Below are 17,959 nucleotides of genomic sequence, written 5' to 3' on the forward strand. Positions count from 1 at the left end.
GAGAAACTAGCCAAAATTTTCACCTACATACTTCTTCTTTTAAATAACAGAAAAGTGGCAGCCTACAGCTATCCCATTTAGGTAATAAATATCCGGCGTTGTTGCTGCCTCTATACTTAAGCCTTTCTGTACCACCAAAATAATTAACCTAAATTTAATCAGGCTTCCTTACAAAAGTGCTTTTCTGTAAAAACAACTAACCTTTTGTAAGGCATTAATTATCAATATATTAACCTTAACAATTTTTTAAAGAAATCTGCTTTTTATAGCAACACCTACGTATTTATTCCAAATTTTAGGCATAACTCCCTTTTAGTGAGTGCGTAAGGTAGGTGCTATGAAAAAGGAAGAAATCTTTTTATCTGATATTCAAAGGATATTTTTAGGGAATGCACCGTGGGAATTTATGCTGGAGGTTCTTCTTCGTACCATAATTATTTACCTGGCTTTAACGGTTACTATGCGGTTGCTGGGTAAGCGCATGAATGCCCAGTTAACTATTTCGGAGTTGGCCGTTATGATTACGCTGGGCGGTATTGTTTCGGTGCCTATGCAAGTACCCGAACGCGGTTTATTAGTAGGAATGGTTATTCTGCTGGCAGCTTTGTTTTTTCAGCGGGGCTTAAACTGGCTGGGTTTTAAATTTAAGAAAATAGAAGTATTAACGCAGGGCGATATTCAGTTGATGGCAAAAGATGGCTACCTGGATATTGCAGAAATGAGCAAAGCCAAGGTTTCGAAAGAACAGCTTTTTGCCAACCTGCGCTCGCAAAATGTGCAGCATCTAGGGCAGGTAAAGCGGGCTTACCTCGAAGCTTGCGGCCTGTTTAGTGTTTTCCGGGAAAAAAATCCGAAACCCGGTTTATCTATTTTGCCCGAGCGGGATGCAGAACTACACGAAGCCGAAGCGCGCGACAATAAATATTGTGTTTGCTTTCAGTGTGGGCAGTTGGAGTTAAAAGAAGATGTAAAAAACAGGGCGTGTGTGCGTTGTAATTGTAACGAATGGACTTACGCCGTTAAAGAAGTTTAAAGTATGAAACCCGAAGAAATACATCTCGGCGATTGGGCCCGCATTTTTATTGGCGAGAATCCGCCCGCTTTTTTTATGGAGGCACTCTTCCGCATTGCCCTTATTTATATTATTTTAATGGTATCGATGCGAATAATGGGCAAGCGCATGGGCTCGTTACTTACCCGCAACGAAATGATTGCTTTGATTTGCCTGGCTGCGGCTAACGGTGTGGCCTTACAATCGCCGGAGCGCGGAATATTGCCGGTTATAATTATTGCGGTGGTTATTATTAGCTTTCAGAAATATATTGCCTGGCGGGCCATGAAAAGCACTAAGTTTGAAAGCCTGGTACTAGACGATATGGATTTACTGGTAAAAGATGGCTATTTGCAGCTAGACAAAATGGAACAAACGCGCCTGACCCGCGAACGCCTGATGGCCGAGTTCCGGCACAATGGCATTAATAATTTGGGCCGGGTGCAACGCGCTTACTTAGAAGCCAACGGTAAGTTTTCTATCCTGCAATATTCCGATGAAAAAATTGGCTTATCTACCTTACCCACCTGGGACAAAGATTTTCAGGACTCGTTGCCGAAAGCACCTGCAAATTATGCCTGCCGCAGTTGCGGCAATATTGTAAAAGGCCCTAAACCAACCGAAGAATGCGACCGCTGCCATCATCAGGATTGGGAAGAAGCCATAATTACCTAACTTTTTTGGTTTAAGAAAAAATCACCTGTAAAAAATTCTTTAACCTTTATCCAGGTTCTAACCAACACCCCGGACGGTGCCTCACCGTCCGGAAGGTTACCGATAGCCTTACAGATTATTAACTATAAACTGCCATATTAAAAACACAAAGAAATATTCTGCGAGATTGGCATAGATCGTAAAATCCAAAGTTTAGTTAAAGGTGGTTCTACTCCTCGCCCGGGTTTAGCCAAACCACTTTTTGGTCGGGGGTATGCGGCTGGCCAATAATATCGCGGTATAAATCGGGCCGGCGGGCTTTTTTGTAGCGGTAACCGCCGGCATTTTTAAGTTTATCGGGGATTAGGGTGGCAATGGCAATATCGTTATCCAGTTTCCGGCATTCGGCAATAATATCGCCAAAAGGGTCAATAATCATAGAGCAGCCATTTTTTAGTTGGTCGTCGTCCATACCAATAGGGTTGGAAAAAACTACGTAGATGCCGTTGTCGTAAGCGCGCGCGGGCAGCCACTTCATCAGCCAGTCTCTGCCTTTCATGCCATCAAACTCAAGCCTCAAAGAAGTGGGATCGTTCTCACGGTTTTCCCAAAGTTTAGGTTCTACAAAGCCGGCGCCGGGCCGCGTAGAGGGCGTGCACATGGTTACGTGCGGGGTAAAAATAATATCGGCACCCAGTAAATTGGTGGCTCTTACGTTCTCAATAATATTGTTATCGTAGCAAATTAAAATGCCGCACTTCCAGCCAAATAATTCAAACACACAATAGCTATTGCCGGGCGTAATATTGGGGTTAATAAACGGATGCAGTTTCCGGTATTTGGCTACCAGTCCGTTTTTATCTACGCACACGTAGCCTTTGTAAATTTTGTCGGCTTCGTCTTTTTCGAAAAGCCCGGCTAATATTGCAATGTCGTGGCGGCGGGCTATTTCGGTTAAGCGTTTTACACTGGGCCCATCCGGAATAAACTCGGCTACTTCCAACATCTGGGCTTTAGAAAGCGGACGCGCAAACGTATAACCTGTAACAGAACACTCGTGAAAAGAAATAACCTTGGCGCCTGCTTCGGCAGCTTGCCGGCTCAGGTCTTCAATCACGCTTAAATTATATACTTTGTCGTTGCTTTTATTCTCGAACTGAGCCGTCGCAATTTTAAGTTTTTCCATTGTTATTGGTTTGAAGTTTCAGGCCTGAGGTTTGCTTTACAGCAATTTTTAACCTGCCACTTTCCTGATTATGGTAATTGTATAAATATTCAAATAACTATTTTAATTTAGATAAAAGTTAAGTCTTTGGAGTCTACATTTGTCATTCTGGGAATACAAGTATTCCGGGAGGAACCTATTTAGTTACCTGCTACATAGTTTCCTCCTGAATGACAAATGTGGGTTTCTTAAACCTATATTCTTCATACTTTTGCCTTTGGCATAATTACTAATTATTAAATAAACACGCCGCCGCTTCAAGTTCTTCTTTCTGAATTTTACAGCGCTATTACTTACAGCTTAGGTCGTCTTACGGCATAAATCAGTTCATCTTCAAAATTCCCGTTTTTATAAAGGGTTTTAATTAAATGCGCTTCCAGCACAAAACCGGCTTTTTCCAGCACCCGCTGCGAAGCTTTATTCGAGCCAAAAGGCCGCGCAAATATTCGCTCAACGTCCAGGTTTTGAAAGGCAAAAGCTACCATTTGCCCAATGGCTTGGGTAATAATGCCCTGCCCCCAGTACGGTTCGCCCAACCAATAGCCCAACTCCGCATTTTTCCGGTATATATCGGTTTGCGGATGTATACCAATGCCTCCGGCTGCTTCGCCGTTTACTTCAATGGCAAATATTTTAGACGGCGTGTTGCTGGTAGCAAAACCGATAAAATTTTGGCCATGCTCGGATGTATAGGGATGCGGAAACTGATCGGTCATGAACTGGGCAATGGCGGCATTGTTGGCATATTTCACCAAACTGTCTAAATCTGCCAGGGTCCAGGGCCGAAGCTTGAAATTCATCTGGTTAGTTTTTGAGGATGTTCTAACGGAAAACCACAGGGCTAAAAAGGCCCGCATAAACTAAAAAAGAAAGATAAATATTTGAACGGACAAGCCAAGCCGGAGGCCCTGTTTTTTTAAACTACTTTACTGGATATTAGCCACCAGCCTACGTTTATACGTTAGCCCTCATCCAAAATAAAAAAGCAAGCTTTAGTAGCTTGCTTTTCTTTTATTATGCTTTAAGATTTACCTTCCGGCGGGCCATCGCCTTCAAAGCCGCCAGTTAAATGCGAGCCTTCCATGCCGCCAGTGTTGCCGCCGCCTAAACCACCGGCTTTGGCAGCATTGCCGGCGTTTCCGGCCCCACTACCTTTACCGGCATCCTGGTCGTCGGTCTCATCACTACCTTTCAGCTTATGCTTTTTTTCTTTGTCGTCGCCGGCATGTGGACCAGTATTATTATCTACCCCACCACCAGAGGTATTATCGTTTCGGGCAATAAAATTTATTCTGTATTTCTTCATAGCGCAAATATTTATCTGCCTATTCTTACGGGCATCTGGCAACCAGGTATATTAAAATTAGCCGAAAATTAGCCCTTACGTATAAAAATTAACATCTGAGATAAGCTTTTTCAGAAGCATAAACATACTTACCACCACCTTAGAAGCCGGTAAACAACCATATTTTCACCTTACTTTTGGTATCCGAAACAGTTAAAAATTACAAAAACCTGAATCCGTTTAGGAATCTATTTTATGCTGTTCTACTAATTCCAGCCGTTTTACCACCGAATTTTTACTTAGAATAGTGCCCGGCGACAACACCGCATTGGCTCCAATTCTGGAATAATCGCCCACCAAAGAGCCAAATTTATCGCTGCCGGTATTAATTATTCTGGAATCGTAAACCACCGAAATATTTTTGATTGCTCTTTCATTATAATGATTGGCCGCAATAGAACCGGCTTCGAAATTAACCTGCCGGCCAATAATGCTGTTACCAATGTAATTAAAATGTGCAATGGCCGTATTGGCGCAAATAATACTGTTTTTGATTTCGCAACCGGGCCCAATTCTAACTGAATCGGTCAGGAAAACACCCTCCCGGAAATAAGCATGTGCCCCCACAAAACAATGCGGACCAATAATTGCCGGACCTTTCAGCACAACGCCTTGCTCTATTACAGCCGTTTGGTGCACCGCTACGTTATCGTTAATCGTAAATTCAGCTCCCAGATTTGTAATTATCCCGGATAAGATATTTTTCAGGTTATTCGTAATCTCCCAGGGCAGCAGGTTACCGTGGTTAGGCAACAGGCTGGAAAAGTCTTCTATAAAATTGTCTATCGGTATCATGTAGAGTAATCAGTTAATATGCTAGCGGCGCTCATTTGCCGCATTCTTTAAGGATAGCTATACCAAATTAATCGTTCGTTCTATGTTTACTTGCTTCAGAAAATACGCATCGTGCGATACCACCAGCAGCGTGCCCTGGTAATCGTTAATAGCCGCGGTTAATATTTCGGTGTTCTGAATATTCAGGTTATTGGTTGGTTCGTCCAGAATAATTATATCGGGCGCTTGGTTACCAATGGTGAGGCAGCAAAGCATGAGCCGCATTTTTTCGCCGCCGCTCAGGGCACTACAAGGTTTATCCCAATCGTCTTTGGTAAACAAAAACCGGTTTAGCCTGATTTTTATTTCGTGCTCCTGCAGGGCAGTACGGTTAAACTGCTGCGCCTGCTCGTAAATATTCAGGTGGTTGTTTATTAAAGAATAATCCTGGTCGATGTACACGGCCTGGTTAGCTGCCCGGTAAACCGTACCGGAATTTGGCTCCAGTTGGCCTAAAATTATTTTTATTAAAGTGGTTTTGCCCGAGCCGTTTAAGCCTTGCAGGGCAATTCGTTCGCCGCTGGTAATCCGAAAATTTAAGGGCTGTTGCCAAAGTAATTGTCCGGCATACCCGTAGTTAATATCCTGGGCCGTAACTAATATTTTGCCCTGGTGCAGCGCCGATTGGTCGAAGTTAAACTTCATTTTGTCTGCAGCGGGTAATTCTTGCCGCAAGGCCGTAAGTTCCTGGGCAATGGCTCCTATTTTTTCGGCATGCACGCCTTTTAGCTTAGCGGTGCTGTTTTCCGCGCTGTTTTTCAGGGTATTCATCACAATTTTAGGAAGTCCGGCTTTTTCCTGTTTTTTCTTACCGCGGGCATCCAGCTTTTGTTGTTTTTCGGCGGTTTCCCGTTCTACTTCTTTGGCTTTCCGTAGGGCTTTTTCCTTGCTTTTAACATCTTCGGTTAAGGCCTGGCTTTGGATTTGTTTCTGCTCTTGGTAGAACTCAAAATTGCCGCCGTAAACGGTTATGCCGCGCTTGCTTAGTTCCAAAACCAGGTCCAATAAATTCAGCAAAGTGCGGTCGTGGCTTACTACCAATAAAGTGCTGCTCGTGGACTGAATAAATTTATACAACAAAGCTCTGCCGGCGGTATCGAGGTGGTTGCTGGGCTCATCTAATAAAACAATTTCGGGTTGGTGAATAAAAATACCCGCCAGAAACACTTTGGTTTTTTGCCCACCGCTAAGGGTGCCCATGGGCTGCGATAAATCCAGATCGGTTAGTTGCCAATATTGCAGCGCCTCCTGGCACCGTTCTTCCAGGGTCCAGTCGTCGTTTAGCCTTTCCAGGTTTTCTTCGGTTACCTGGCCTTCCAGAATTTCTTTTAACGCTTTTAATTTTGTTTCTATCCGGAGGGCCTGGGCAACCGTTAGGTGGTTAAACTGCCCGAATAATTGCGGTACATAATATGGTTTAGAACTGGTTTTTATTAATCCATCGGCTGGTGGTAAATCACCGGCAATAATTTTAAGTAAAGTAGATTTACCGGCGCCGTTATTGCCAATTAAGGCTGCTTTGTGGTGCCGGTTAAGGGTGAGATTTAGGTTCTGAAATAATAGATCCTGGTTAGGATGGGTATAGGAAATATGCTGTAAGGTAACCATAATTTCTTTCTTCAAAAAAGTGAATAATAACCGTGTTCCGCCTAAGCGGTACACTAGCTGTTTTCTTCCTGAAAGAAATTATATCTCACATAAATAGGTCTTTAGTAGGTAGGTGCAGGCAAATTTACAAAAATTTTTTGGTTGTAATGCGTTTGGGTACTAGTCCTGATTGCCCACCGATGAAACTATATTAATTGCTTTTGGGGCCAGCTTAGTTGTATAGCATTTAAATAAGTCGTTAGTCAGTAGCCCTTGCAGCGTGTTTTCACCGGCAAGTAGTTGGGCAAAGCCCTAATGGCGACCAACTTCGCTTTTAATCCAAATACTAAACGCTACGGCCTTATACTTTAATAAGCTAGATAAAATTTTTTCGGTTTCTTTACCATCTAATATATTAGCGTGGGTGGTACCTTTAATTTCATAAATAACTGAAATAAATCATTTTACTTATGGATTGCAAATGTCTGAAAAGAGGTTTAAGAAACCCAATTCTGTCATTCAGGAGGAAACTATTTAGCAGGTTGCCAAATAGTTTCCTCCTGAATGACACGGGTAGATTGCTTATACTAATAAGCTGTTTAGAAGAAAATTATGCAAAATAGCAGCTATCCTACAAAGCCGGCAATATTTGGGTAATGGGGGTTTCGCCTTTAAACGCTTTTACCAAACGGCCCTCCGCGGTGTAAATAAACATACTCGGCGACTCCATGGGGCCAACCGTGTTTAAAATATCTTCGATGGAGGCTTGGGCAAACACAAAGTTCGGTTCAAAAGCTAGTTTATATTCCTGCGCAAATTTGGTTAAAGCATCTTGCGGGTAATTGGTAATAAAATAAACCTGATAATCACGAAAGGCCTGTAAGTTCTCCCGAATTTGAGCCGTTTCGCGCTGGCAATGGTCACAATCCGGCTGAAAAAAGAATAAAATGGTTTTCCCGGTCAGGTTGTTGGCCATTAGTTTGGTACCATCCAGTTTGGTTAAGGGCAGTTGTGGTAAATCGGTGGCGGCTTCGGTAGCTTGGGGTGGCGCACTTACCGGCGATTGGCTGTTCTGGGTTGCGGTTTCCTGGCTTTCCGGCACCTTACTTTGGGGGTTATTGCAACTGGTAATAACGGCCGCGAATAAAAATATTTTAATTAAATGATAACTTCTCTTCATAGCCCTAATATTAGGTTTATCCGTCTTTATTCAAAGAAACTGTTCAGGTTTATATTCATCTATTTTTGGGAGAGTTGGTCTATTTAATTTGTCGAAATAGCTGAATCTACTTTTATTTGGTTGTATTAGATCCTTCGGCAGGCTCAGGATGACCCAGTAGTAAACACCTAAGCGTAAGAATCGTTTTATGATGGTATAATTTATAAAATACTAAACATTACCTAATTCTGAAAATTGCCGTACTTGGTGCTGTTTAGTTTTCAGGCTTTTTAGTTCTAATAAATTTATGAATCCGCGTTTAGAAATAAATTATTGTACCCAGTGCCGCTGGTTGCTGCGGGCAGCCTGGATGGCCCAGGAAATATTAACCACTTTTGAAACCGAGATGGGCGAGGTAGCCCTGGTACCCGGCACCGGCGGCGTTTTTGATGTACGGCTAAACGGCGAGTTAATTTATTCGCGCAAAGAAGCGGGCCGCTTTCCGGAAGCAAAAGAACTAAAGCAACTTATCCGCGACCGCATTGCCCCCGATAAACCCTTGGGCCACAGCGACCGGAAAGAACCTGTGTAAACGGTAAGTTCCTGGTTTGTAATAACAGCCATCGGCAGCTTTCTAAATATTTATAACTTTTAAAAGCTGCGGCCGTTCAATCCCAAACTTATTCGGCCCGGAACAGGGCTACGTAATATTTTACCTAAATTATTTATGCAACAACGAGAAGTAACCGACCAGGAAAATACCAATTGGGTTTGTGTGCAGGCTTTTGGCGGCCTGAAAGAAGAAGCTGCTGAAGAAGCCGCCGACCGCATAGAAACCGAAGATGGAAAAGTGCCGGTAGTTTGTACGCCCAACGGCGGGGCCCAAACCGTACGCCTGCAACTAGACCGCAACTGGCTGGAAACTTATTCCGACGAGCAATTGCTAACCGCTATTACCGAAGCCCGCGCCGCCGCCTAAGGGCAGAAGTTTCAGAATTAAGATAAAATATTTAAATTAGCTGCTCGTTTAAAGGCTAATGTCGAAGTTTAAAACCTACCTGAAAAAACTAGGAGTTGCCGGGTTCCTGTTCTTCCTGATAAAAGGACTTATCTGGCTATTTATCTTTTTGGGTGGGGCCAAATTATTATTCGACTAAGGCTATTTAGCTTTCTTCTCTATAAGCGCTGTCGGCTTCTGGCGCTGTATTAAATAACTACCTATTTCTGCTTACTTGTGGTTTAAGTTGATGAATTACTGCCGGGCAGCCCGTTTGCATTTACCGCAGTACTAATTGCACGCTGGTAGTTATTTACGCCTACAAAGCAACTCAAAAGCATAAATTGGGGTAAAAGCGCAACATTACACTTTGCTTATACCTGGCAAGCGTTTAAACCCTCAATTATTTACCATACCGGATGGCTAACAGTAAACATACTTATGACTACGGCGTAATCGGAAATTGCGCGTACCTGGCATTAATCGGGAAAGACACCAATATTTCCTGGATGTGCTGGCCCCGCTTCGACTCCAGTTTTATTTTTGGCAGCCTGCTCGATAAGAAAAAAGGCGGTGAATTTTCGGTTCGTCCGTCGGACCCCCATTTTCGTTGCAACCAATATTACATCGAAAATACCAATGTGCTGTGTACCGAAATTGAAAATACCCACGGCCGTTACCGCGTAACCGATTTTGCGCCCCGTTTTCACCACAGCGAGCGCTATTTTAAACCCATTATGCTCATTCGCAAAATAGAGCCGCTTTCGGGTACGCCGCACATAAAAGTTACCTGCAACCCGGTAGGCGATTACGGCAGCATCCAACCCGACCACGTAAGAGGCAGCAATCACATTACTTACCTGGGTTTAGAAGAACACGTGCGGCTTACCACCAATGTATCGCTTACGTATATTATAGACGAAACTCCGTTTGTTTTAAACGAAACCAAATACCTGGTACTTACCTTTGGCGAACCTTTGGAAGCGCCATTGCTTAATACTGCCGAATCGTTTCTGGTAAAAACCATTGCTTACTGGCGTAATTGGGTAAAAAGTACCAGTATCAGTAATTATTACCAAACGCAGGTTATCCGGTCGGCGCTGGCCTTAAAAATTCACCAGTACGAGGATACCGGCGCTATTATTGCCGCCAGTACTACCAGTTTGCCCGAGGCACCGCACAGCACCCGTAACTGGGATTACCGTTTCTGCTGGATGCGCGACAGCTATTATATTTTAACCGCCTTTAACAACATTGGCCACTTCGAAGAAATGGAACGATATTTCCATTACATTGCCAATGTATCGGTACAGGCCAAAGATCGTTTTCAGCCGTTGTACGCCATTAACGGTGCCAGCAAACTAACCGAAAAAGAACTGGATTTAGAAGGATATCTGGGTAATAAACCCGTCCGGATTGGTAACGATGCTTATACCCACATTCAGAACGATGTGTACGGGCAGGTATTAGTAGCCTTATTGCCGTTGTATGTCGACCGTCGGTTTATTGATGCCGGCCGGGTAGAATCGCTTAAGCTGGTTTACCACACCGTAAACAAACTCGAACAATACATACATGAAGCCGATGCGGGTTTGTGGGAATTCCGGCACCTGAAGCAAATGCACTGCTATACGTTTTTATTTCATTGGGCCGGTGCCAACGCCGCCTGGAAAATAGGCCAATATTTACAAGACGATACCCTGACCAAACTGGCCAACCGGCTACGCCAGGAAGCTGCCGCCCGGATAGAAGAGTGCCAGGACCGCGAACGCGGCGTTTATACCAATGCCATCGGTTCTAAATATTTAGATGCCAGCACCCTGCAACTCATTATGATGGGCTACCTGGACCCTAGTTCCGAACTAGCCCGTACCCACCTGCGCAACCTGGAAAAAGAACTTAAAACCCCCGAAGGCTTATTCTACCGCTACCGCCACGCCGACGATTTTGGTACACCCGAAACCACTTTCCTGATTTGCTCTTTCTGGTATATTGAGGCCCTGGCCTGTGTAGGCCGCTTAGACGATGCCATGCGAGAATTTGAAAAAATATTGCAGTACACCAATCACCTGGGTTTGCTCAGCGAAGACGTAGATGCCAAAACCGGCAGCCAGTGGGGTAATTTTCCGCAGGCTTACAGCCACGTAGGATTAGTTAACGCCGCCTACCGCATTTCTAAGAAAATAGATTTGCCTAATTTTTTGTAGGATTAAGAGAGATAGATTTATGAAGTTCATAGCGGTGCCTGAAGATATTTATTAGTCTGGATGGCGCCGCTAATTGGTTTTGTTAACCTGCTAACCAAATAGATTAAACTGTTTAAGGCTGGTGCTGAATTTTATTTCCATACCCATTCGGTCTCAATGCTGTACGGAATATTTAAAAAACGGGCAAGCTCTTCCAGTCTGGTTTTCAATAAGTCGACTTCTTTAATTTGATTTTTTGGTAGTATATAAGCCTGACCGATTTTTAATTTAACAATGAAGATGGAGGGGATATCGTATATTTCCTCTATTTCTTTGGTTAATAGTTTACTTTCACTTCCATTTTCTTTTACCATAATAAAATCATCGGTAAAAGTTAAAGTGGCTAATCTGCCCAATCTTTCTTTTAAATTTTCCCGAAAGAAGCTTTTGTAATGCCTATAATAGCGTTTCTTCTCATAAACCGGATAAAAGAAAAACCAGAGCACCCCAATTATTACAAATATTATAGCAAAGGGAGAATTATCTTTATAATAAAGCCCAACTCCCAAGGCAACATATAATATTGAAATCCAAATTTTATTTCTTTGCCTTCTTTTCTTTATTACCTCCGACTTAGTTGCCATATATAGCTGATAAGTCATAAAATCCTCCTCTGTTACGGTATATTCTATAGTCATAAAATCTATAGTCATAAAATGTTTTTATTCGGAATAAAGCTCTGACAGCAAATTATTTTAATTTTAAAAGCATTAAAGAGGATAGCCTATATCTTCTTGCCAAATATCAAAAATTCCAGATTAAGATAGCATACTTACCACCAATTTAAGAATAATGTAACTAGTAGGTCCGGTAACAACAAGTCTTCAGCTAGTCTGTAAGGCTTAATAATACTTTGAGAAAACGGAGGTCAAAACCACTGCATTATACTTCTACTCCAACGGCATAAATAAATTATCAGGATAACACCAGGCCCAAGCTTCGCGCGGCTCGGCGGAGGTTACCACGGGGTGGCCGGTTCGGTGGTAATGTTTGGTGGCGTGCTTGTTAGGGGAAGAATCACAGCAGTGCGTTTTGCCGCAGGTTTGGCAGGTACGCAGGTGCACCCAGGTACTTCCGGTAGCCACACATTCGTCGCATTGGTACGCGGTGGCTTTTTTTATTTCCTGATCTTGGGGCAGGTGAATACAGGTTTTAGCGGTTATAGTCATAATTTTAAGCCGGTTAAGGGGGTTCTGTTTTATTTGGTTAAAGGCTGATGCGTGATTGGTGTCGGTTTGGGCTTATTCTAAATTTCCGCTAAATATTCGTGCACAAACTTAATGGCCATGGCCCCTTCGCCAACGGCCGAGGCAACCCGGTTCATGGCGCCGGCCCGTACGTCGCCGGCGGCAAATATTCCGGGGCTGCAGGTTTCCAGCAGAAATGGTTCCCGCTCTAGTTTCCAGAACTTGCGGTAGTTTTCGTGTTGCAATAAATCGCGGCCGGTGGTAATAAAGCCTTTGGCGTTTTTAATAATATTTATCTTAATCCAATCGGTGTAGGGTTTAGCCCCAATAAAAATAAACAGAGAGTCGGCGGGTACCGTTTGTTGGGTACCATCGGTTATTTGTTTCATTACCAGTTCTGCCAGGCGGCCATTGCCCTTGGCTTCGGCTATTTCGGTACACGGCAAAATAGCAATATTGGCGGTGCCTTTAATCTGGTCGATGAGGTACTGCGACATGGTGGCGCTTAAATCCTCGCGCCGAATAATCAGGTGCACCCGGTTGGCAAACTGGGCCAGGTACATGGCGGCCTGCCCCGCCGAGTTGCCCCCGCCAACTATATATACCTGTTTGTTTTTGCAGGCCTGGGCTTCGGTCATGGCCGCGCCGTAATAAATACCGGCCCCGGTAAATTCGGCAATACCAGGTGTTTCGAGCTGGCGATAATCTACGCCGGTGGTTATAACCAAGCTTAAAGCATTTATTTCGGTGCCGTTGCTCAGAGTTAGCAGTTTATATTTGTCTTTAATTTTAATATCTACTACTTCCTGCGGCGATAAAAATTCGGTACCAAAACGGGTGGCCTGGGTTACAGCCCGGCGGGTTAAATCGGCGCCACTTAAACCGGTGGGGAAACCCAAATAATTTTCGATGCGGGAACTAGTGCCAGCCTGGCCGCCGGGTGCCCGCCGCTCGATTAACAAGGTTCTTAAACCTTCGGAAGCTCCATAAACGGCGGCCGCCAACCCGGCCGGACCAGCACCAATAATTACAACATCGTATAAATTGTTTTGGGCCTGGGCTTTTAAGCCTAACTTTTCGGCAATGGGCGCTAAACCGGTACCCGTTAAAAAAGAGCCATCTTCAAAAAAAACAGCAGGCAAATCTTTAGGATCTATCTGGTTAAGCCTGATTAGTTCGGCTGCTTTTTCGTCGAATTCAAAATCGAGCCATTGGTACGGAAATAAATTACCCGATAAAAAATCTTTTAGCTCATGCGACTTCGGCGACCACTGGTACCCAATAACTTTAATGCCTTCGTAATCCGGAATATAATTGGCTTCCCAATCGCTGAGTAAATCCGAAATAACCGGAAACAATTTTTCTTCGGGCGGGTCCCAGGGCTTAAGTAAATAATAGTGCAGGCCCACTTCGTTTATGGCTTTAATGGCGGCTTCGGTATCGGAGTAAGCCGTTAACAACACGCGTTTGGCTTCCGGGTAAACGGTGCGGGCCTGTTCTAAAAAATCAACACCCAGCATGTCGGGCATGCGCTGGTCCGAAATAAAAAGCGCAATTACCTCGCCTTTGTTTTTGAGTTCCCGCAAACTAGCCAGGGCTTCTACGGCCGATGTGGTATGCAAAATTCTGTATTCTTGCCGGTACTGGTTACGCAGGTCGCGCACCAGCGCCTTCAATACCTGTGCGTCATCGTCGAGGGCAAAAATGATGGGTTGTTTCATTATCAGAGATCTTCTCCTGAAGGATTATTTTAAGTAAAGCTATGCTAAAATCGTAATATTGGTTGTAAAGAAATCTAAATGGCGGTTATGAACAAACAAGTATTTTGTATTTCACGGACCGGCTTCCTCCTGCGGCAACGCTCTTTTTAACTGTTAAATTTTTAAGCTACCGGAAAGCAAACTTCAAATACCGTGTTGCCGGGCTGCGACTGCACTTTTATAGAAGCATCGTGGTGCAGCAATATTTTATTTACAATATCCAGGCCCAGGCCAGTACCTTTGCCCACTGGTTTGGTGGTATAAAAAGGCTCAAATATCCGGTTAAGCACATCGGCCGGAATGCCGGCACCATTATCGGCAACTGTTACTTTAACACTGTTGCCTTCCTGCCGGGTAGCTAGCCGCAGCTTGCCACCGGCGGCCAGGGCATCAATGGCATTATCAATCAGGTTAGTCCAGACCTGGTTCAGCTCGCCCACGTAGGCGGTTATTGGGGGCAGATTGGCCTGATAATCCTGCTCTACCTGAATATTTTTTTCTTTTAGTTTGTGGGTGAGCATGGTGAGGGTGCTCTTAAGGCCGTGGTGTAAATCGGTTTTTTCTTTGTCCTGGCCCCGGTCCATGTGGGAGTACGTTTTTACCGCATTTACCAATTCCGAAATCCGTTTAGCCGAAGCCTGTATGTCGCAGATTAATTTTTCGGTGTTCAGGGTATTGGCAAACCAATCCAGTACTTCGGGCAAATTATTCCCCGCCAAAATAGTTTTAATCGCTTCTAAATCCGTTAGTGTAACGCCCGATTCTACCAATATTTCGGCGAGTTCGTAGCCATCCGGTACGTCTTGTTCTTCGAGCCAATCAATTATTTCGTCTTCCAGGCTGTTGCGCGCCAGTAAAGTTAAATTGCTTTGCAAGTCCGCGGCTATTACCCTTAACAAAATATTGTTTACCGCATCTACCTGCTCCGGCGTAACGTGCATGGTCATGATGCGCTTAAACTTTTCGGGCACGTTGTGGTGAATGCGCAGCAATTCCGAAGAGCTTCGCACAATAGCGGCCGCTGGGTTATTTAATTCGTGGGCCAGCCCAGCCGAAAGTTTACCCAAAGCCATGAGTTTTTCGTTTTGCTGCTGGCTGCGGGTAAAATCCCGCACGCGGTCGGTCATAATGCCCACCAGCTCCTGTACCAGTTCCGGGCTTACCCGTTCCAGTTCCGGAAAGTGTTGCCGGTGCAGCGACAGCACCTTGGTAGGCACCGCGGCTATGCCTTGCCCAGCCGCTGCCCGCAACCGCGAAAAAGGCAATACGCCCGTAACTTCTCCTTTCTTTACCGATACAAAATATTTATAAGTACCATTTTGCTCCAGGCTAATATTAATCTGTCCTTCCAGTATCAGGTGCATATAATCAGAGGGTTGGCCTTTGGTAAAAAGCGCCTCGCCGGGTGCTAAAGCCTGAATTTCGCCGGTATTTAATAACCACTGCACGTGTTCGCCCGGAATATTTTTAAAAACCGGGAGCTCTTGTAAATAAGCAACATCAAAATCAGCCATAGTTAAAGTTGGTAATTATTTCGAAAACCGGGTAATTAACCGGCCAATATTTTGCAGCGGCTATTTTCGTTAGGCGGAATATTTGCAATACCAATCCCTAAATATTCACCCAACAAAAATTTAAACAAAGCTTAAAAGTATTCTAATCAACCAAGGTAAGGTTAGCGGTGGCCGTAATATCTCTGTAAAAGGTCCCAAAAAAAATCCAAATGGGGCGCAAGTACCCCGTTTTAATCCAACCCTAACGGAGACCGCCCGTTTAATAGGGCAGGATAAAATATAGGGCGGTAGTTATGGTAGCGGTATTTAAGAAGCGTAAACTTAAATACCGCTACCATAACTACCGCCTTATCCACTTCATATTTTTCCCATTATCGTAAATCCTTACGCGTACCTATGATAGATTTTGCAGGAAAACAACGAGTTGTCATCCAAAATGTCTCCCCCGAAATAGGCTGTAGCCAATATATGGTTAAATCAGTGCTCGGACAAAAAATTAATATTTCGGCGGATGTTTTCGCGGATGGCCACGATGTAATAAAAGTAATTGTGCTTTTCCGGCGGCAGGGCCACCAAAACTGGCAGGAGGTGCCCATGGAATTTAAACTTAACGACCATTGGGAAGCCACTTTTACACCAGACGAATTAGGCCCATACGAATATACGGTGCGGGGTTGGATAGACCATTTTGGCACCTGGCAATATTCCCTGAAAAAGAAGTTTGAAGCCGAACAGGATATTTCCGTTGAAATTCTGATTGGGGTGCAACTGCTGCAGGAAGCGGCGGCTACCGCCGAGCCCAATGCCGCCAAAAAGCTAACCGCTACCGCCAACTCTCTGAAAAAACTAACTGGTCCGGCGGCCGTGATGCTGGGTTTGAGCCCCGAAGTAACCGAACTTATGTACCTTCACGGCGACCGGAGCAACGCCACCACCTACCACAAGCTTAATACCATAGAGGTAGAGCGCAAAAGAGCGCAGTTTAGCACCTGGTACGAGTTTTTTCCGCGGTCGGCGGCGCAGGAGCCCGGCAAGCACGGCACTTTTCAGGATTGCGCAAGGCTGCTGCCGCGCGTTGCCGAAATGGGGTTCGATGTGTTATATTTTCCGCCGGTGCACCCCATTGGCCGCAACCACCGCAAAGGGCTGAACAACTCTACTACGGCTAACCCCGGCGATCCGGGTTCGCCGTGGGCCATTGGTGCCGAAGAAGGCGGACACAAAGCCATTCATCCGGAGTTGGGTACTGTAGAAGATTTCCGGCAACTGGTGCAGCAAGCCAAAGATTTGGGCATAGAAATAGCCATGGATTTAGCCTTACAGTGTGCGCCCGACCACCCTTATGTAAAAGAGCACCCGCAATGGTTTAAGTGGCGGCCCGATGGCACTGTGCAATACGCCGAAAATCCGCCTAAAAAATACCAGGATATATTGCCCATTAATTTCGAAAACGATGATTGGGAAAATTTGTGGCAGGAGCTGAAAAGCATCGTGGATTATTGGGTAGCGCAGGGCGTTACTATTTTCCGGGTCGATAATCCGCATACCAAACCGTTTCCTTTCTGGGAATGGCTTATCCGGGAAACCCGCCGGGAACATCCCGAATTAATATTTCTGGCCGAAGCTTTTACCCGTCCGCGTATTATGGAGCAACTGGGCAAAATAGGCTTTAACCAATCGTACACGTATTTTACCTGGCGCGAAACCCAGGAAGACTTTAAAGAATATTTAACGGAGCTTACCAAAACCGACCGGCAATATTATTACCGGCCTAACTTCTGGCCCAACACCCCCGATATATTGCCGCCGCACTTGGTAAAAGGTGGCGAACCGGCCTTTATTCAGCGGTTAATATTAGCCGGCACTTTGTCGTCGAACTACGGCTTATATGGTCCGGTGTACGAGTTCGGAATTAATGATCCGGTGCCGGGCAAGGAAGAATATTTAGACTCGGAGAAATACGAGGTAAAGCACTGGAACTGGCAACAGGAAACCCGTATTGGCGAGTTTATTAAGTTGGTGAACACCATCCGGCGCGAAAATCCGGCCTTGCAGGAAACCAACAATATTATTTTTGGGGAGGCCGACAACCCCAATATGCTGTGCTACGGCAAAACCACGGCTGATTTCTCGAACCAATTAATTACTGTGGTTAACCTGGATTACCAGAACACGCAGAAAAGCATGGTAAAAATACCGCTTAAACAACTGGGCATTCCGGACGATAAGCCTTACTGGGTACACGACCTGATTGGCGGGGCCAAATACCAGTGGCAAGGCGAGTGGAATTTTGTAGAGCTGAATCCTTATTTATTCCCGGCCCATGTGTTCCGGGTAGAATATTCGGCCATCCGCCCGGCTCAGAAACAGCCGCAAGACCAGTTTAATTCTTTTTAATCT

At 44.8% G+C, this 17,959-nt stretch carries 16 protein-coding genes; 6 read left to right on the plus strand and 10 right to left on the minus strand.

Annotation, left to right across the window (positions count from 1 at the left end):
* Window positions 1–337: 337 nt before the first annotated feature.
* Both F0145_RS22505 and F0145_RS22510 read left to right on the plus strand, forming a co-directional pair.
* Entirely contained in the window at window positions 338–1,033 is a 696-nt protein-coding gene (locus F0145_RS22505; protein WP_150092239.1) for a DUF421 domain-containing protein, read from the plus strand.
* Window positions 1,034–1,036: 3 nt separating this feature from the next.
* The gene (locus F0145_RS22510) at window positions 1,037–1,726 is read left to right on the plus strand and encodes a DUF421 domain-containing protein (RefSeq protein ID WP_150092241.1); all 690 of its coding nucleotides are present in this window, start codon (window positions 1,037–1,039) and stop codon (window positions 1,724–1,726) included.
* 208 nt (window positions 1,727–1,934) lie between these two features.
* Here the strand turns inward: F0145_RS22510 and F0145_RS22515 are convergent, their stop codons facing one another.
* From F0145_RS22515 to F0145_RS22540, 6 genes are all read right to left on the minus strand, one after another.
* Complete coding sequence (locus F0145_RS22515) at window positions 1,935–2,891, minus strand: nitrilase family protein (protein ID WP_150092243.1); 957 nt, start codon at window positions 2,889–2,891, stop codon at window positions 1,935–1,937.
* Window positions 2,892–3,223: 332 nt separating this feature from the next.
* Window positions 3,224–3,730: a GNAT family N-acetyltransferase gene (locus F0145_RS22520; protein WP_150092245.1), complete on the minus strand. Its 507-nt coding sequence runs from the start codon at window positions 3,728–3,730 to the stop codon at window positions 3,224–3,226.
* Between the two features lie 221 nt (window positions 3,731–3,951).
* Window positions 3,952–4,236 carry a hypothetical protein gene (locus F0145_RS22525; RefSeq protein ID WP_150092247.1) on the minus strand — a complete coding sequence of 95 codons (285 nt, stop codon included), beginning with the start codon at window positions 4,234–4,236 and terminating at the stop codon, window positions 3,952–3,954.
* Between the two features lie 219 nt (window positions 4,237–4,455).
* Window positions 4,456–5,070, minus strand: coding sequence for a DapH/DapD/GlmU-related protein (locus F0145_RS22530; RefSeq protein ID WP_150092249.1), 615 nt, complete (start codon window positions 5,068–5,070; stop codon window positions 4,456–4,458).
* A 57-nt stretch (window positions 5,071–5,127) separates the two neighbouring features.
* Window positions 5,128–6,732, minus strand: a complete 1,605-nt coding sequence (gene abc-f / locus F0145_RS22535; protein ID WP_317133202.1) for a ribosomal protection-like ABC-F family protein — start codon at window positions 6,730–6,732, stop codon at window positions 5,128–5,130.
* Window positions 6,733–7,327: 595 nt separating this feature from the next.
* Window positions 7,328–7,876 (minus strand): TlpA family protein disulfide reductase, encoded by a 549-nt coding sequence (locus F0145_RS22540; protein ID WP_150092251.1) that lies wholly within the window; start codon window positions 7,874–7,876, stop codon window positions 7,328–7,330.
* Window positions 7,877–8,162: 286 nt separating this feature from the next.
* Here F0145_RS22540 and F0145_RS22545 point away from each other — a divergent pair, with 286 nt between their 5' ends.
* The 3 genes from F0145_RS22545 (at window position 8,163) to F0145_RS22555 (ending at window position 11,059) form a co-directional block, all read left to right on the plus strand.
* Window positions 8,163–8,447 carry a SelT/SelW/SelH family protein gene (locus F0145_RS22545; protein WP_150092254.1) on the plus strand — a complete coding sequence of 95 codons (285 nt, stop codon included), beginning with the start codon at window positions 8,163–8,165 and terminating at the stop codon, window positions 8,445–8,447.
* A 135-nt stretch (window positions 8,448–8,582) separates the two neighbouring features.
* Window positions 8,583–8,834 carry a hypothetical protein gene (locus tag F0145_RS22550; protein ID WP_150092256.1) on the plus strand — a complete coding sequence of 84 codons (252 nt, stop codon included), beginning with the start codon at window positions 8,583–8,585 and terminating at the stop codon, window positions 8,832–8,834.
* A 437-nt stretch (window positions 8,835–9,271) separates the two neighbouring features.
* Window positions 9,272–11,059 (plus strand): glycoside hydrolase family 15 protein, encoded by a 1,788-nt coding sequence (locus F0145_RS22555; RefSeq protein WP_150092258.1) that lies wholly within the window; start codon window positions 9,272–9,274, stop codon window positions 11,057–11,059.
* Between the two features lie 131 nt (window positions 11,060–11,190).
* Here the strand turns inward: F0145_RS22555 and F0145_RS22560 are convergent, their stop codons facing one another.
* From F0145_RS22560 to F0145_RS22575, 4 genes are all read right to left on the minus strand, one after another.
* A complete protein-coding gene (locus F0145_RS22560) occupies window positions 11,191–11,751 on the minus strand; it encodes a YcxB family protein (RefSeq protein ID WP_150092260.1) in 561 nt (186 codons plus the stop codon).
* Between the two features lie 237 nt (window positions 11,752–11,988).
* On the minus strand, window positions 11,989–12,267 hold the full coding sequence (locus tag F0145_RS22565) for a UBP-type zinc finger domain-containing protein (RefSeq protein ID WP_150092262.1): 279 nt from the start codon (window positions 12,265–12,267) through the stop codon (window positions 11,989–11,991).
* Window positions 12,268–12,344: 77 nt separating this feature from the next.
* Window positions 12,345–14,006, minus strand: a complete 1,662-nt coding sequence (locus F0145_RS22570; RefSeq protein ID WP_150092264.1) for an FAD-dependent oxidoreductase — start codon at window positions 14,004–14,006, stop codon at window positions 12,345–12,347.
* 161 nt (window positions 14,007–14,167) lie between these two features.
* Window positions 14,168–15,559 (minus strand): ATP-binding protein, encoded by a 1,392-nt coding sequence (locus tag F0145_RS22575; RefSeq protein WP_150092266.1) that lies wholly within the window; start codon window positions 15,557–15,559, stop codon window positions 14,168–14,170.
* A 396-nt stretch (window positions 15,560–15,955) separates the two neighbouring features.
* Here F0145_RS22575 and F0145_RS22580 point away from each other — a divergent pair, with 396 nt between their 5' ends.
* Window positions 15,956–17,956, plus strand: a complete 2,001-nt coding sequence (locus tag F0145_RS22580; RefSeq protein WP_150092268.1) for an alpha-1,4-glucan--maltose-1-phosphate maltosyltransferase — start codon at window positions 15,956–15,958, stop codon at window positions 17,954–17,956.
* Window positions 17,957–17,959 lie beyond the last annotated feature (3 nt).

The sequence above is a fragment of the Adhaeribacter rhizoryzae genome, assembly GCF_008629685.1.
In the GTDB taxonomy this organism is placed as follows: Bacteria; Bacteroidota; Bacteroidia; order Cytophagales; family Hymenobacteraceae; genus Adhaeribacter; species Adhaeribacter rhizoryzae.